Here is a 17,908-nt window from a genome sequence, read left to right as displayed (position 1 = left end):
AAGATTTATCAAAGAAGTCGGGGATATGGAAATATGCTATAATTCAGACAATTAACTAATATAAACAACTATGCCTCGGATTTTTGATAATATTAATGATCAACTATTACCTATACTCAAAAAAAGCCTCCAATCTGCAAATAGGGCTGATTTTTGTGTCGGTTATTTTAACTTGCGAGGATGGAAATTAATACAGGAAGAAATTGAACAATTTACCGGAGGAGAAAATAATTGTTGTCGCTTATTAATTGGAATGCAAAAACTTCCAAAAGATGAACTTCAGGAACTATTAGGTTTAGGAATATCCCAAAAACCCATAGATAGAAATAAATCTTTTCAATTGCAAAAACGCATAGTTCAGGAATTTCGACAACAGTTAATGATCGGAAAACCAAATAATGCTGATGAATTGGGTTTAAAAAGACTTAAATCACAATTAAAATCTCAAAAAGTAGTTGTGAAACTCTATTTACGTCATCCCCTCCACGCGAAACTATATTTAGTTCCTCAAAATCATGCAAATTTACCCGCAATCGGTTTTTTAGGAAGTAGTAATTTAACCTTTTCTGGTTTATCAGCACAGGGAGAATTAAATGTTGATATTTTAGATCATGATGCTACTAATAAATTACAAACTTGGTTTGATGAACGTTGGGAAGATAACTTTTGTTTAGATATTTCTGAACAATTAGCAAAAATTATAGATGAAAGTTGGGCAACGGACAAGTTAATTGATCCTTATTATGTGTATCTGAAAATGGCTTATCATCTATCGCAAGAAGCGCGAGATGGTTTAAGTCAATATCAAATACCTTCAGACTTTCAATTATTTCCTTTTCAAGCAGCAGCAGTGAAAATAGCCGCGCATTATGTTAACCGTCGTGGTGGTGTGATGATTGGGGATGTGGTAGGATTAGGAAAGACTTTAGTTGGGACAGCTATAGCGAAAATTATTGAAGATGAACTGGGAATTAGTACCCTCATTATTTGTCCTAAAAATCTCGTTTCTATGTGGGAAAAATATCGAGAAGAATATGGTTTAAGAGGTGCAGTAATTTCTATTAGTCAAGTCACGAAAATATTACCCACAATTCCCGCTCGTTTTCGCTTAGTCTTAATAGATGAAAGTCATAATTTAAGAAATCGAGATGGACAACGTTATGCAGCTATTAAAGAATATATAGAACAAAGCGGAAGTCGGTGTATTTTACTGACTGCAACTCCTTATAATAAAAGCTATTTTGACTTATCTGCACAGTTACGGTTATTCGTTCCTGAATCAAAATATTTAGGAATTAAACCCGAACATTTAATCAGGGAATTGGGGAATGAAATGGAGTTTAAACGCAAACATCCCCAAACCGATATGAGAACTTTAGCAGCATTTGAAAAAAGCGAATATTTTGAAGATTGGCAACAATTAATGAATCGTTATATGATTAGGAGAACTCGCAGTTTTATTAAAAATAATTATGCTGATACAGATCCTTTAAATGGACGTAAATATTTACAATTTACTGATGGTACTCGTTCTTATTTTCCTGTGCGGATTCCCAAAACTGCTAAATTTACGATTAATAATGATGATAATTATGGAAAATTATACTCTAGTGAAGTTGTCGAAATTATTAATTCTCTATCTTTACCCCGTTACGGTTTAGGAAATTACACTTTAGATAAATATAAACAACCTCCCACAGCAACAGAACAACAGATTTTAAATGGTTTATCTCGTGCGGGAAGACGGTTAATGGGTTTTTGTCGCACGAATTTATTTAAAAGATTAGAAAGTAGTGGTATTGCTTTTTTAGAATCTTTAGAACGGCACATTTTACGGAATTATGTTTATCTTTATGCTTTAGAAAATAAGTTAGATATTCCTATTGGTACACAGGATGCAGAATTTTTAGATACTTGTAATAATGATGAAGATGCTGATACGGTTAATTCTACAGCTTTAGATTTTGAAATAGGTGATGATGAAAATGATGAAGGTGATGAAATTAGTTTTGCAAGTTTAACCAGTAAAGATACGGAATATAAACGTCAAGCAAAAGCTATTTATGAACTTTATCAAAGCAAATATCAAAAACGGTTTAAATGGTTAGATTCTCGATTGTTCAAATCTGAATTAAAAAAAGATTTACGCGAAGATGCTTTATTGTTATTGAAGTTGTTAAATAATTGCGGAGAATGGAGTTATAAATTAGATCAAAAGTTTCAAACTTTGCAAGGGTTATTAACGGAAACTCATGCATATGAGAAAATATTGATTTTTACTCAATTTGCAGATACAGCGCGTTATTTACAAGAGTCTTTGGAAAAAGAGAATATTCCTCAAGCTACTTTAGTCACAGGAAAAATAAATGATCCGACAATATTAGCATATCGGTTTAGTCCAGAAAGTAATAAACAAAATATTCCCCAAGAACAACAAATTAGAATTTTAATTGCTACTGATGTTTTAAGTGAGGGTCAAAATTTACAAGATTGTCGGATTATTATTAATTATGATTTACCTTGGGCAATTATTCGCTTAATTCAAAGAACGGGAAGAGTGGATAGAATTGGACAAAAAGCGGCAGAAATTTTCTGTTATTCCTTTTTACCTGCGGAGGGAGTAGAGGAATTAATCAATCTGCGCGGAAGATTAGGGGAAAGATTACAAGAAAATGCTAATGTGGTGGGAACAGATGAGGCATTTTTTGAAGATACTCTTTCCTATCAAGAAATTCTTGATCTTTATCATGAAAAGTCTGGTATTTTAGATGAAGCAGAAGATGGAGAGGTTGATTTAACATCGGAAGCTTTTCAAATTTGGAAAAATGCCATAGATGCTGATCCTGATTTAGAGAAGATTATTAAAAATCTGCCTAATGTTATCTATTCTACCCGCGAATATCAAGGAACAAATTTAGATCCTGAAGGTGTATTAATGTATCTTCGCACTGCTGATGGTACAGATGCTTTAGCTTGGATAAATAGGGAAGGAGAAAGTGTAACTCAATCGCAAATGAGAATATTAAGAATGGCGAGATGTAACCGGAATACACCCCCTTTAGAAAAGCATCCCCAACATCATGAAATTGTCTCGCAAGGGGCTGATTTGGTATTAGAACAGCACAAAACGACTGGAGGACAATTAGGAAGCTCTAAAGGGGCAAGATATCGAACATATTATAGATTAGATGCTTATATTAAGAAGACAGAAACCCCATTATTTTCATCGTTATTTTCATTAGGTGAAGATTGGCAAACTTTGAAAAAGGCCGTTGAAGAAATCTATCTTTATCCATTAAAAGAAACGACGATTGTTAAACTTAATCGGCAGTTGAAAAGTGGGATTAGTGATGAACAATTAGCCACAATGATTATTTCTTTACGTGATAATAATTCTTTGTGTGTGATTCATCCTGAAGACGGACAACAGGAAGCGCAAATTATTTGTTCATTAGGGTTATTTCCGGGACAAATGACCACTGAAAACTGACAAATTAAATTAATCCCAGTTCGCGTTTTAGTAAGTTGATGGACTGTGTGCCGATGTAGTTTTCACAGCGAATCAGTTTGGGTGGACGGATGAGGTCTTCTAAGACTGTTTGCATAGCTGCTTGGGTTGTGGCATAGCTGACTTGATCTGTACAAAAGATTATTTCTGAGCGTTTAACGATCGCGTGTAGTTTATAAGCATCCTTTGGTTGAGCAGTCATGACTAATATTTCGTCTCCTCGTAAACCGTGGAGAATGACTTCTGTGGCTCTGAGAATACCAGGACTGAGGCTAACTATACCAATACAACTGGATTTGGGTAGGCTTTTCACGACAGTCATTTCTTTGCCGTAGTCGTGAATATCTAGGGGAATCACGCGAACTGCTTTGGGTGCAGCGATCGCTTCCACTTCTCCGATAAAATAACGACTGGTGACTAATGTGGCTGAAGTGGTTTGGTCTAATACTCCAATCAGTTGTTCCATTGCGACTAGCTGGAGGGGGATTTGCAGGGATTCTTCTAACTCATCAACCATTAATTCCCCAGCCCCAATATCTTGAGATGGTGTCACCACTAATACTCTGGTACTACAACGCAAGCGCCAGTCAACTTCTGCTAAAAATAGTTCTCGTGATTGATTGAGAGAACAACCTTGACCCAGTAACTCATCTAGGGCTTGTTGCACCACCTTATAGGCTTGAGGATTTTGTTTGAGCATGGGAGACTGGGATCTGCTTCCGCCTTCATGACCTTGAGCGCGGACATAGATGCCTGAACCTGCTAAACTTTCGACAAATCCTTCTTCCTCCAATTGGCGGTAAACTTTACTGATGGTGTTGCGATGTAATCCAGTTTGCATGGCTAAAGCCCTGGTACTGGGTAGTTTATATGCGGGTGAATATTGCCCAGAGGCGATCGCAAATCTGATCTGATTAAACAGTTGATTAGATGCAGGAATTTCACTATCTGGCTGAATACGGAATTGAATCATTACCAATTCTGCTCCATAAGACTTATACAAATAGCCATAATTTACCTGTTTAATATATGATTAATGGGTTAGTTTGCTATGGAAAATATTATCACAGAAGAATACACCAAATCAGAAGGTAAGGGTCAAAATGAATGTAAGTCCGATCAGTAAATAAATCGTAATTCACAACGCCATTAGTGGTTACTAATTGCTGATAGATATAACTATTATTAACTTGTGCTTCGTACCTCTTACCTATTTCCCTACTCACAACTTATATTATGACAGAGTCAGCAATACAGACTACAACAATTCAAATTCCTCAAAACAATTTGCAAATAGCCGCCTATTTAGCTCAACCCACCGCGCCCGGTTCTTATCCGGGAATTGTCGTTCTCCAGGAGATTTTTGGGGTTAACGCGCATATTCGGGATGTCACCGAACGGATTGCTAAACTAGGATATGTGGCGATCGCTCCAGCCCTGTTTCAACGTCAAGCCCCTGGATTTGAAACTGGTTACACGCCCGAAGACGTGGAAATAGGCAAAAAATACGCTTGGTCACAAACCACAGCATCAGAACTTTTAAGCGATATTCAAGCAGCCATTGACTACTTAAAAACTTTACCCAATGTTAGACCAGATGGATTTGGTTGTATTGGCTTTTGTTTTGGTGGTCACGTCGCCTATCTAGCTGCAACACTCTCTGATATTAAAGCCACTGCTTCCTTTTACGGTGCGGGTATCACTACTCGTACTCCCGGAGGTGGAAATCCCAGTATTACCCGGACATCAGCAATTAAAGGCACTATCTACACCTTTTTTGGTGAGGAAGATGCGAGTATTCCTCCAGAACAAGTAGACGAGATTACCGCCGAACTTGCAAAATATCACATTTCTCATCGTCTGTTTCGTTACGATGGATCTGGTCATGGATTTTTTTGTGACCGTCGTGCCAGTTATAATTCTAAAGCTGCGGCAGATGCTTGGGAGCAAGTTCAACAACTTTTTAGCCAACTAGTAGTCTGTCAACCCGAAAATGACGGGTGAAGGCAAGTAGGGGGCAGGGGAGGTAGGGGAGGTGGGGGAGGTAGGGGAGGTGGGGGAGGTAGGGGAGGTGGGGGAGGGAAGAACAGAAGTTTTTTCCGATCATTACCCGTCAAAATAAATTTGACGAACTACTAGTACCGCAGGGCAGAAGTCAAAAGTCAATACTTCGACAAGCTCAGTAACCAGTTAAAAGTCAAAACTAAGACGTTATAGGCTTCTTAACGATTTAGAATAGTTGGTTTATTTCCGCCAATCTGTACTAGCCTAACCACTGACAACTGACAACTGACCACTGACCACTGACAACTAAACAAATAACAATTTATCTTCAAACGTCATGAATTCCGAATCTAAACTTTCTCAAACAGCCAACTCGTCTTTTTCAATGGATGATTTTGCCAAAGCCTTGGAAAAACACGATTACCAATTTCAAAAAGGACAAGTTGTTCGTGGTAAAGTTTTCCAAGTTGACCACGATGGCGCTTATGTTGATATTGGTGGGAAATCCTCCGCGTTTCTTCCCCAAGAAGAGGCTTCCTTGAGAGCAGTAGCTGATTTGTCGGAAGTATTACCGATGAATGAGGAACTAGAGTTTTTGATTATTCGGGATCAGGATGCTGAAGGTCAAGTTACCATTTCCCGCAAGCAATTGGAAGTGAAACAAATTTGGGAAAAACTGTTAGAAATGCAGGAGAATTCCCAAAGTGTGCAAGTACGGGTAACAGGTGTCAATAAAGGTGGTGTCACTGTTGATCTTCTAGGTGTCCGGGGTTTTATTCCGCGATCGCACATCGCCGAACGTGATAACCTAGAAGCACTCAAAGGTCAAACTCTCACCGTAGGCTTTTTAGAAATCAATCGGGAAACCAATAAACTCGTTCTCTCTCAACGTTTAGCCGCTCGTTCTAGCAACTTCAGTTTATTAGAAATCGGTCAATTAATCGAAGGAAAAATTACTGGCATCAAACCTTTTGGTGTATTCGTAGATTTTAACGGTGTCAGCGCCTTACTACACATCAAACAAGTGAGCCAAAAATTCATTGACTCTTTAGAAAAGGTCTTTCAAATCGGTCAACCCATTAAAGCTGTAATTATTGATTTAGATGAAGGTAAAGGTCGAGTTGCTATTTCTACCAGAATCCTAGAAAACTTCCCCGGTGAAGTTGTGGAAAACTTTGCAGAAGTCATGGATTCCGCCGAAGCTCGTGCTAATCGTGCAGCTAATAAAACGGCTGAATAGGTAATTGCTAATTGACCCAGATCCCCGACTTCTTGCAGGAATTTATCATTGATTAACAAGATCAAAAAAGAAGTCGGGGATATTAACTTTATTTAAATCAGCTAAAATAATCAATATTATCAATTGAACGCAGATGAACGCAGATGAACGCAGATGAAGAGGGATAAATTAATTAATGGATTTCATGTTTCTGTGCAGCCTTATATAAAATTGGTATAAGCTAAATATTAAAAAATCGGTCTGTAAAAAAATAAGATAGGAAACTCCTATTTATGAATAATTTACCTGAAAACAAATCTAATTCCCAAGCCGGTGGTGGTTTACCTGTCATCCAATATTGGGTAGAAAAAACTCTCTCACCCCAAGGATTACAATTATGGCAAACTCTCAATCATAAAAGTGCCTGTTTATCCTGTGCTTGGGGTACAGGTGGACAAAAAGGAGGGTTTGTTAATGAAGCAGGAGAATACTTACAACGTTGTGCTAAAAGTGTAGAAGCCATTGCTGCGGAATTGCAACCAGGAATTAAACCAGATTTTTTCCAAGAATATAATATTAATGAATTACAACAACTGACCTCTCAAGAATGCGATGATTTAGGTAGATTGACTTATCCTCTCATCCTCAAATCAGGTTCATCTCATTATCAACGCATTAGCTGGGAAGAAGTTTATCAAATCGCCACAACAGCTTTTCAACAACCAGCAGAAAAGATTGCTAGTTATAGTTCTGGACGTTCATCTAATGAAGCTGCATATTTATTACAATTGTTAATGCGATCGCTTGGTAGTAATAATCTAGCAGATTGTTCAGATTTATGTCACGTCCCCTCAACCATCGGCTTAAAAAAAGTTTTCGGTTCAGGCACATCAATGGTAAGTTTAGAAGGCTTACAACATAGTGATTGTCTAGTTTTAATTGGTTCTAACGCACCCGCAAATCATCCCCGCTTAATGAACGAATTGATCAAATTGCGAGCAAGAGGCGGTAAAGTAATTATTATTAACCCCCAAATAGAAATCGGTTTAGTCAAATTTGCTTCGCCAGCATTTCCCATTAAATCATTACTCACAGGTGGTTCAGATATCTCTTCTTTATATTTACAACCCATTCCTGGTAGTGATGTCGCATTATTTGTCGGGTTGCAAAAATCCCTCATTGCCCAAAATTTAATCAAAACAGAATATCTCCAATCCTACACTCAAAACTGGCAACAAATTTTAGATTACGCAGAAAATATATCCTGGGATCATATCACTAATACCTGCGGATTATCCCAAGAAGAAATTACAGCCACAGCTTATCTAATTGGTAAATCAGAAAGTGTAGTATTTGCTTGGGCTATGGGAATCACCCAACAAGCCAACGGCGTAGAAAATGTTTTTAGTATAGCAAATACGGCTTTAATTACAGGTAACGCCGGTAAAATTGGCGCGGGAACAATGCCCATTCGAGGACATTCTAACGTGCAAGGATTTGGTTCAATGGGTGTAACCATCAATTTGCGAGAAGAAATCAAACAAGCACTATCTAAGCTGTTAGGAAAACCCCTCAATGAAACTCCTGGTTATCATACCCGTGATTTAATAGCAGCAGCAGAATTAGGAAAGATCAATACACTCTTTTGTTTGGGGGGAAATTTGTATGCAGCTAACCCAGACTTACAACAAGCAAAACAGGCTTTATCACAAATAGAAACCATTTTTTATGTAGCAACAAAACCGAATATAGGACATTTTCATGGATTAGGAAAACAGCAAACTTTAATATTACCTGTTTTCAATCGGTTTGAAAATCCCCATAAGACTACAACAGAATCAGGTAATAATTTTGTGAGGTTAAATGATGCAGGTAAAAGTCATTTACACCCAGGCAATTCTGATTTAATTTCTGAAGTAGAATTAATTACAGAAATTGCCCATCGTCTACATGATGAAAATCCGATTAATTGGCGTAAATTGCAAGATACTATTTATGTTAGAGAATTAATTGCTAAAACCATTCCTGGCTATGAAAAAATAGGTGAAATTGATCAAACTCAGGCAGAATTTACCATTGCCGGGCGGATTTTTGATGAACCGAAATTTCCCACTTTTAATGGTAAAGCGCAGATGTTTGTTACACCTTTACCACAGTTAACTCTACCTCATAAATCAGCTTTTGGGGTTGAGGAAAATCAGCCAGGAATTGTAGTCATATTGGGAACAGGACGCAGTTATGGACAACATAACACGGTAGTTTATCGCAGTGAAGATAAATATCGCAAAATGCCCCATCGTCATTGTATTTTAATGAATAGTTTGGATATACAAAAAGCAGGATTTCAGGAACATCAACAAGTTACAGTTAAAGGAAATGCGGGGGAATTAGAAAATATTGAAATTATTTGTGGTGCAATTCGTGAAGGGGTAGCTTTTATGTTTTATCCTGAAGCTAACGTTTTATCTAAAGCAGATATTGACCCCAAAAGTGGGATACCTGCTTATAAAAGAGTTCCAGTTTTTGTTTATCAATAAAATCTCAATAAAATCTTGTTCCCAGTCTCCAGACCTACGGTGTACACACAAGTTATTGAATCACCATTATTCCTCAAATTACCCCACCCTAACCCTCCTCGATGCTTTGGGGAGGGAACTGGATTTTCTTGTTTCCCCCAAGTTAAAACTGTTCCCTGTTCCCTGTTCCCTGTTCCCTGTTCCCTTGTCCTCACAGACAACCTATTCAGCAAACCCCAAGTATGAATTCACGAGTCTTTGACTCCACTTGACAAAAAAGCAGAGTCTTCGGAAATTTATGCCAAAAAAGGCTCAAATCCGTTATTTGATATATACTGTCACAAAATACTATTAACAGTCTAGTTATAATAAACAGCAAGACTTTGAGCCATCTACCAAGGAGTTTAAATTTTACAACAAGCCTGTAAATCTCTCATCATTTTGCAGAATTTTCAAAATCTGCTTAATTTCTTGGGTGCGGTCTTTCTTCACTACCAGAGTAACATTGCGATCGCGCACAATCACCACATCCTCTAAACCAATCGTGACAATGACATCATCAGCATTGGAGGCATAAACAATCGCTCCCTGAGTATCTAAACCCACATGAGTAGCAAGTTCTAGATTAGGATTATCATCCTGCTTCAGCAAGCGTTCAATAGCATTCCAGTCACCCAGATCATCCCAACCAAATGCTACTGGCAAAACATAAGCTAGACTGGTTTTTTCCATTAAAGCATAATCTATACTTTTCTTAGGTAACTGGGGATAAATATCAACACCATGTTGTTCCAAAGGTTTCATAATTTCCGGTGCATGGGTGCGTAATTCTGACAAAACAACACCGGCTCGAAAAACGAACATCCCGCTATTCCAGCTAAACCGTCCCGTTGACAAAAAAGTTTCCGCCGTTTCCCGGTCGGGCTTTTCAGTAAATCGGTTTACATGATACGCTGGTAACTCATTGAAACTACCTATTTTTTCGCCTTGTTCAATATAACCATAGGCAGTTGATGGAAAATTAGGTTTAATACCCAAAGTCACAATCGCTGCTTTCTTAGTCGCCAAATCCTTAGCAGCCGCTAAAGTTTCGGCAAATAGCTCCGGGTCAGCAATCCAGTGGTCAGCAGGAAAAAAGCCAATAATAGCATCTTCCCCGTAACGCTTTTTAATTTCTAAACTTGTCCAAGCAACAGCAGCAGCAGTGTCTCGACCCTGGGACTCAATCAGTAAATTCGACTCTGGCAAATCAGGAAGTTGTTCTCGCACCCCTTGAGCAATGGGACTAGAAGTAATCACCCACAAATTTTCCCAACCACCAGCCAGAACTAATAATCTATCAGCAGTTGCTTGTAGTAAACTTCTTGAGCTACCATCAAGGCTTAAAAATTGCTTAGGTCTGTCTAGTCGGCTCAAAGGCCAAAAACGCTCACCTTTACCACCCGCCAGAATCACAGGAAAAAATAAATTATTCATATCGGCATACATCGGTAATTCAGAACAATATACAGCAGAATTTACCGAATCAGGAGTCACCGGGTCAGGAGTCACCGGGTAAAAATGGCTTTGTATATAGGTTTCAACTTAGATTTCGTACCTCCTAACCCCGCCACCTGCTGTATCTGATATAAATGTTTACGCATTCACTTTGAGATGATCTTCACTGATGAATTTTTCTGGTTAAGTATGTTGTAATTATCACTGATTGAAACTGTGAGGACAGCAATAAAAAAATATCCGATTAACTTTTCACAAAATCTAAAATTTCCACAGCGAGTTTTAACTCGCAATATTTGTAGCTTGTATTAACATACCTTTGAGGAGTGGTTGAGTGGGGAGAAAATTATGATTAAACAAATTCAATGGTCAGAAAATCAGATAGTACCTCAACAAGTCCCAACTTCAGAACTGGAGGTAAAACAGCCACCAGTTCAAATGTCGGAAAATCAGGTAGCAACCCAACCAGCACCAGCCCCAACTTCGCCGGTGAAGCCAAAATCATCAGTCAACTCTTCTCGGAACGTCCTTGAATCCGCTGGCACTATTCCCAACGAACTCTATGACCGTTTAGGCTTAACAGTTCCCCGCTGGTTATTGTGGGTCTTAACAATTGTTTTAGGGATAATTCTATCTGGATTACTAGCATCAAGTTTGGCACTATGGACTCCCCTCTGGAGCAATCTCGACCAAGCGAAAGATGATGAATTCAGTCCTAATAAACAAGACCAAATCAAAGTACCTGGGGACTTATGGACTAAACTTTCTCAGTACAAACTATCAAAACCCATGAATATTTTAATTATGGGCATTGAACCAGTTCCAGGTACTGTAGACGGTTCACCAGAAAGTTTTGCTGGTACAAGCGACACCATGATGTTGGTGCGGCTCAATCCCAGTGATAAATCTATTCGCCTACTGTCAATTCCCAGAGGGACAATGATAGCCATTCCCGAACAGGGATTAACCAAGGTATCGGAAGCTAACGCCAAAGGTGGCCCAGTTTTAGCCGCCAGAGTAGTTAGTCGGAGTTTAGGTAATGCTCCCATAGATAGGTATATCCGCATTTCTACTAGCGGTTTTCGGGAATTGGTGGAACAGTTAGGTGGTGTGGATGTATTTGTCCCTCAAGCCATGAATTATCAAGATCAGGCTAGTGGCTTTGCCGTGAATTTGGTCGGCGGTTGGCAAAACCTCAACGGTGAACAGGCAGAACAGTTTGCCCGTTTTCATGAAGAAGGTAAAGGAGATTTACCCAGAGTCCAGCGACAACAAGCACTAATAAATGCTTTAATGCAACGACTCAACAGTCCCACTGTTTTACCCAGGTTGCCCCAATTAACTCGCGTCATGCGAAAGTATTTTGATACCAACCTGAAAATGGAAGAAATGATGGCATTAGCGAATTTTTCCGTCAATGTAGACCGGGATAATTTCCAAATGTCCATGTTACCTGGTACATTTAGCAAATTCAGTCAAGATGCCAATAGCTATTGGTTAAACATGACTGGACAACAAACCTTATTAAATGATTATGTTGGGGTAGATATAACTGGCATTAAATCAGATACCAGACCGGTCTCTATTCAAAGAATTGCTGTGCAAAATACTACTAACCAACCCCAGTTAACGGAAAAAGTAGTTACCTATCTTAAACAGAAAGGTTTTACTAATGTTTATGTAGTTCCCGACTGGCCAGATACTCAACGCCAAACTCAGATTATTGTCCAAAAGGGCAACCGACAACCAGGAATTGACTTGCGACAAGTTTTAGGTTTAGGACAAATCGAAGTTTCTGGAAATGGTGATTTGGAATCTGACCTCACAATTCGCATTGGTAAGGATTGGAAATAGGTAATTGGTAATTGGTAATTGGTAATATTTACTCTTGCCTCTTGCCTCTTACCTCTTGCCTCTTACCTTCTACAAATTTAAAATTTATGAACAAGATTTTTTGCCGATTTTTGAGTTTAATATTGGTTTCTATTTTGGCAGGATTTTCGGTAATTACGAATCCTCAACCAACTTTTGCTCAAATTAACACCATTAATTACAATAATGCCAGTTTGGAAAACCGTGACTTTTCTTATACTGATTTAGTTGGTGGAACTTTTGTGGCAGCGGAAATGCGGGGAACAAATTTCCAAGGTGCAAATTTAACTAACGCAATTTTTACCAAAGGCGTTTTATTAAAAGCAAATTTAGAAGCTGCAAATTTAACAGGTGCTTTGGTTGATCGTGTTACCTTGGATAGTGCTAATCTAAGAAACGCTATTTTCACAGAAGCAACTTTAACCCGTAGCCGTTTTTATGATGCTGATATCACTGGTGCTGATTTTACAGACGCACTTATTGACCGTTATCAAGTATCCTTACTCTGTCAAAGGGCGGATGGTGTGAATCCTGTAACTGGTGTTTCTACAAGAGATAGTTTGGGTTGTCGGTAAAAAATTGACAACTGACAACTAACAACTGACAACGGACTAATAAATATTCGTGACACAACAAGATCAAAAACCTGCTCGTTCCTTCGCTGGCATTGCTGGGATTGTTGCCGCAGCAACATTAATTAGTAAAGTGTTTGGTTTAATTAGGCAGCAAATAATCGCTGCGGCTTTTGGTGTGGGTGCAGCAGCTACAGCTTATAGTTATGCCTATATTATCCCTGGTTTTCTTTTAATCTTACTTGGTGGTGTCAACGGACCTTTACATAGTGCCATTGTCAGTGTTTTGGCTAAACATAAAAAAGAGGAAGCTGCACCGATAGTAGAAACAATCACAACTCTTGTGGGTGGGTTGTTATTAGTGGTGACATTTGCTCAGATTTTCTGCGCTGAGTATATTGTTGATTTTGTGGGTCATGGCTTAGAAGCAACTACAAGAGCGATCGCTATCCGTCAAATCCAAATTATGGCACCTTTAGCCTTATTTGCTGGTTTAATTGGGATTGGGTTTGGAACTTTAAATGCAGCTAATCAATATTGGTTATTATCAATTAGTCCATTATTATCTAGTATTACTGTTATTATCGGTATTGCTATTTTAGGGTTACAACACGGTAAAGAAATTATTCGTCCCGAATATGCTTTAATCGGTGGCATGGTATTAGCTTGGGGAACTTTAGCAGGGGGAATTCTCCAATGGTTAGTACAGCTAATTGTGCAATGGCGGTTAGGACTAGGAACATTACGCCTGAGATTTGATTTTAAATCCCCCGGTGTACAAGAAGTAATTAAAATCATGACTCCCGCGACAATATCATCAGGAATGATGCCAATTAATGTCGCTACTGATCTTTATTTTGCTAGTCCTATTGTTGGTGCAGCGGCAGGTTTTAACTATGCTAATCTTTTAGTCCAAACTCCATTAGGAATTATTTCTAATATTATTTTACTGCCTTTATTACCGACATTTGCCAAACTTTCCCACCCAGACAACTGGGAAGAATTAAAATTACGCATTCGGCAAGGACTTTTATTAACTGCCGTTACCATGCTACCTTTAGGGGCATTAATGGTATCCTTATCTGTGCCAATTGTCCAGATAGTTTATCAACGGGGAGCATTTAAACAAGAAGCAACTCAGTTAGTATCTTCTCTATTAATTGCCTATGGAATTGGGATGTTTGTCTATCTAGGGCGTGATGTTTTAGTTAGAGTATTTTATGCTTTAGGTGATGGACAAACACCTTTTAAAATTAGTATATTTAATATTGTTCTTAATGCTGTATTAGATTTAATATTAGTTGAGCCTTTTGGTGCGCCTGGATTAGTTTTAGCTACAGTTGGAGTTAATTGTAGTTCCATGTTGATGTTGTTATTTTTGCTCAATCGCAAACTTAATGGCTTACCTTGGCAAGAATGGTGTTTACCAATTTTGGGGTTAACGGTTGGGAGTATAATTGCAGGTTTAGCCAGTTTTGGAACTTTGGTTGCTTCCCGACAGGTGTTAGGTAAACTAGATTTAATTAGTTTACTAGTAGAATTATCCATATCTGCTTTTGTGGGAATTGGAGTATTTGCGATAATTGCTTCTAGAATGAATATCCCCGAAGTGAATATTTTTGTAATCAAGATGCAGCAAAAGTTTTTGAAGAAAAATATCAGGTGACAAACCACGAATAATCTTCCGAAAAATCCCTCAAAAACACACAAAGTCAACAGCCTACATTCTTCCTGTTCCCTGTTCCCTGTTCCCTGTTCCCTGTTCCCTGTTCCCTGTTCCTAGGTAAGGGGTTAAAATATCTTTGACCTAATTTTCTGTCAATAGTTGTATACATGACAAATTCAGCTTAGAATATCGCACAGTATCGGAAAACTGGATTCCGAGCTAAAATCTTTAATTAGCGGTGCTATTTTTAATTTTCACGTTGATATTCAATTTTACGAGAGGTTATGGACAAAAGTCCAACAGATGGCAGTAGTATCCTCCTCTAAGCTGGCGAGACAGTCTTCCAGCGCGGGGGAGACTTTAGGAGATTTCTATTATGCTTACACAGGAAATTCGCAAGTCCTTAGATATTGCTGACTTAAATCAGCTTAAATGTGACTTGAATTGTTTACAGCCAGTAGATGTGGGTGAGTATATCACTCAATTGCCCGAAAAACAAAGAGCGATCGCCTTCCGATTACTCAACAAAGATCAAGCCATAGATGTCTTTGAGTATTTACCCACAGAAGTACAGGAAGACTTGATTAACTCCCTCCACGATGCCCAGGTAGTAGACCTCGTTGAAGAAATGAGTCCTGATGAACGGGCATATTTATTTGATGAACTACCAGCAGGAGTAGTCAAACGCTTATTACAACAACTCAGTCCCGAACAAAGACAAGCTACAGCCACAATTCTCGGCTATCCAGAAGGGACTGCGGGGCGGGTAATGACAACGGAATATGTTCGCTTGCGACGAGGTTTAACTGTTGGTGAAGCCCTCAGTAAAATCCGCTTGCAAGATCAAGATAAGGAAACAATTTACTATGCCTATGTCACTGATGATAATCGCAAATTAGTTAGTGTTGTTTCTTTGCGTCAGCTATTATTTACCTTTCCCGATGTCTTAATTAAAGATATTGCCAGTTCCCACGTTGTCAAAGTTAGGACAGAAACCTCTCAGGAAGAAGTCGCTCGCATCATGCAGCGATACGATTTAATCGCTATACCTGTGGTTGATAGAGAAGATAGATTAGTCGGTATTATTACAATTGATGATGTCGTAGATATTTTAGAAGAAGAAGCTACAGAAGATATCCAAAAATTGGCAGGGGTCAGTGGTGATGAAGAAGCCTTATCTCCCGCACATATTACTATTCGGAAACGGTTGCCTTGGTTATTGGGGATTATGGGATTATATATTGGTGCTGCCAGTGCGATCGCTCCTTTTCAACAAGTCATCGCCGCTGTACCCGTTCTCGCCGTGATCATGCCCATATTTTCTAACACAGGGGGGACTGTAGGTATACAAGCCCTGACTGTCACTATTCGCGGTTTAGGTGTAGGAGAAGTCACACCGGAAGATACTGGTAAAATTCTCCGCAAAGAACTTTTAGCTGGGTTAGGAACAGCCGTAGCTTTAGGGCTGACAATGGTTGCCCTTTCCCTAATTTGGGCTAAACCCCAAGAAAGATGGGTAGCTTTAATAGCTGGGGCAGTTATGGCTACTAATACAATGGTAGCGGTGACTTTAGGAACTTTGCTACCAATGGGTTTAAAGCATTTAAAACTAGATCCAGCCTTAATGAGTGGTCCGTTAGTGACAACAATGCTAGATACCATCGGATTTTTAACCTTCCTCAGTATGATTTCTATTGCTTTAAAAGTATTTCATTTAGAAAGTTAATCGGTTGGTAATTGGTAATTATGCTTTTCTCATTATTACCAACAAACAATTATCTAAAATCTCAAATCTCAAATCTAAAATCCCAATGCCTACTACTACCTGGAATCGTCATCACATTCTCACACTCGCTGACTTCACAACCGCTGAATATAACGCCGTTTTACAAACTGCGGCTTCTTTTCAAGAGGTACTATCACGACGGACAAAGAAAGTCCCCACATTACAGGGACAGGTAGTAGCAAATTTATTTTTTGAACCCTCTACCCGCACCCGCAGTAGTTTTGAAATTGCGGCTAAAAGGCTAAGTGCAGATACTCTCAACTTTGCCGCAGCTACATCTTCCATGACCAAAGGTGAAACAATTCTTGACACCGCCAAGACTTATTTAGCAATGGGAACTGATATTATGGTAGTTCGCCATAAGGATGCAGGAGTGCCACAAGCGATCGCTCAAGAAATGGATCGTCTAGGTGTAAAAGTTAGCGTCCTCAATGCCGGTGATGGACAACATGAACATCCATCCCAAGGATTACTAGATTTATTCACAATTTGTAGTTTAATTGACCCTGCACAACCCAAAATTGAATCATTGCAAGGTAAAAAAATTGCTATTGTCGGCGATATCTTACATTCTCGCGTAGCCCGTTCTAATATTTGGAGTCTCATCGCTAGTGGTGCCGAAGTTCACCTGGCCGCACCTCCCACATTATTACCTAAATTCTTTGCAGAATATTTAGGATGTCCAGCAGAATCTAGCCGATTATTTACCCATTGGCAACTAGAACCAGCTTTAGAAAATGCTGATTTTGTGATGACATTGCGGTTACAAAAAGAACGGATGACAGCCCATTTATTACCTAGTTTACGAGAATATCATCAACTATTCGGCATTACTCGCACCAAGTTAAAACTTTGTCAACCTAACGTTAAAGTATTACATCCAGGTCCAGTAAATCGGGGTGTAGAAATTAGTTCTGATTTAATGGATGATCCCGAATTTAGCTTAATTCAATCTCAGGTAACTAGCGGTGTAGCAGTGCGGATGGCACTTTTGTACTTTATCGGTAGTGGTAGAGTTAATTAATCATGATGCTATAGCACTTGCATGATTGAAAATCATACTTGGTTAGGAGAATTTATTTAAATAAAAATATTGATTGGCTAAAAATAAGAGTATAAAATTGAATTTTATTAAATCGCTAAATGATAAATAGTGAAATTTTATAGACTTTTCCCTTTCATTTTTATCTACAGCACTTCCCGATGTTATGAGGTACAAGAACCCCACCCCCAACCCCCTCCCCGCAAGCGATGAGGGGGCTAAGATG

Annotated in this window: 11 protein-coding genes; 9 read left to right on the top strand and 2 right to left on the bottom strand. The window is 38.7% G+C overall.

Annotated elements, in window-relative coordinates; all coding sequences use genetic code 11:
- Positions 1–70 precede the first annotated feature (70 nt).
- Complete coding sequence (locus AA650_RS02815) at positions 71–3,490, top strand: helicase-related protein (protein WP_053537877.1); 3,420 nt, start codon at positions 71–73, stop codon at positions 3,488–3,490.
- A 4-nt stretch (positions 3,491–3,494) separates the two neighbouring features.
- Here the strand turns inward: AA650_RS02815 and AA650_RS02810 are convergent, their stop codons facing one another.
- On the bottom strand, positions 3,495–4,481 hold the full coding sequence (locus AA650_RS02810) for a GntR family transcriptional regulator (RefSeq protein WP_053537876.1): 987 nt from the start codon (positions 4,479–4,481) through the stop codon (positions 3,495–3,497).
- Between the two features lie 263 nt (positions 4,482–4,744).
- Between AA650_RS02810 and AA650_RS02805 the strand changes: the two genes are divergently transcribed.
- From AA650_RS02805 to AA650_RS02795, 3 genes are all read left to right on the top strand, one after another.
- The gene (locus AA650_RS02805; protein WP_053537875.1) at positions 4,745–5,512 is read left to right on the top strand and encodes a dienelactone hydrolase family protein; all 768 of its coding nucleotides are present in this window, start codon (positions 4,745–4,747) and stop codon (positions 5,510–5,512) included.
- 337 nt (positions 5,513–5,849) lie between these two features.
- The gene (locus tag AA650_RS02800) at positions 5,850–6,752 is read left to right on the top strand and encodes a S1 RNA-binding domain-containing protein (protein ID WP_053537874.1); all 903 of its coding nucleotides are present in this window, start codon (positions 5,850–5,852) and stop codon (positions 6,750–6,752) included.
- Positions 6,753–7,024: 272 nt separating this feature from the next.
- Complete coding sequence (locus tag AA650_RS02795; RefSeq protein WP_053537873.1) at positions 7,025–9,268, top strand: FdhF/YdeP family oxidoreductase; 2,244 nt, start codon at positions 7,025–7,027, stop codon at positions 9,266–9,268.
- Positions 9,269–9,658: 390 nt separating this feature from the next.
- Here AA650_RS02795 and AA650_RS02785 read toward each other — a convergent pair whose 3' ends face one another.
- On the bottom strand, positions 9,659–10,723 hold the full coding sequence (locus AA650_RS02785; RefSeq protein WP_053541165.1) for a mannose-1-phosphate guanylyltransferase: 1,065 nt from the start codon (positions 10,721–10,723) through the stop codon (positions 9,659–9,661).
- A gap of 369 nt (positions 10,724–11,092) precedes the next feature.
- Here AA650_RS02785 and AA650_RS02780 point away from each other — a divergent pair, with 369 nt between their 5' ends.
- The 5 genes from AA650_RS02780 to AA650_RS02760 all read left to right on the top strand — a co-directional run bounded on the left by AA650_RS02780 (position 11,093) and on the right by AA650_RS02760 (position 17,664).
- Positions 11,093–12,598, top strand: a complete 1,506-nt coding sequence (locus tag AA650_RS02780) for an LCP family protein (RefSeq protein WP_053537871.1) — start codon at positions 11,093–11,095, stop codon at positions 12,596–12,598.
- An 86-nt stretch (positions 12,599–12,684) separates the two neighbouring features.
- Positions 12,685–13,191: a pentapeptide repeat-containing protein gene (locus AA650_RS02775; RefSeq protein WP_053537870.1), complete on the top strand. Its 507-nt coding sequence runs from the start codon at positions 12,685–12,687 to the stop codon at positions 13,189–13,191.
- 49 nt (positions 13,192–13,240) lie between these two features.
- Positions 13,241–14,854 (top strand): murein biosynthesis integral membrane protein MurJ, encoded by a 1,614-nt coding sequence (murJ, locus tag AA650_RS02770; RefSeq protein ID WP_053537869.1) that lies wholly within the window; start codon positions 13,241–13,243, stop codon positions 14,852–14,854.
- A 376-nt stretch (positions 14,855–15,230) separates the two neighbouring features.
- Positions 15,231–16,580, top strand: a complete 1,350-nt coding sequence (mgtE, locus tag AA650_RS02765; protein WP_027404869.1) for a magnesium transporter — start codon at positions 15,231–15,233, stop codon at positions 16,578–16,580.
- Positions 16,581–16,665: 85 nt separating this feature from the next.
- On the top strand, positions 16,666–17,664 hold the full coding sequence (locus AA650_RS02760) for an aspartate carbamoyltransferase catalytic subunit (RefSeq protein WP_053541164.1): 999 nt from the start codon (positions 16,666–16,668) through the stop codon (positions 17,662–17,664).
- Positions 17,665–17,908: the final 244 nt, after the last annotated feature.

The sequence above is a fragment of the Anabaena sp. WA102 genome, from assembly GCF_001277295.1.
Classification (GTDB): domain Bacteria; phylum Cyanobacteriota; class Cyanobacteriia; order Cyanobacteriales; family Nostocaceae; genus Dolichospermum; species Dolichospermum heterosporum.
Note: the sequence above shows the minus strand (reverse complement) of the source record. Positions and strands in the feature narration are given on the sequence as shown.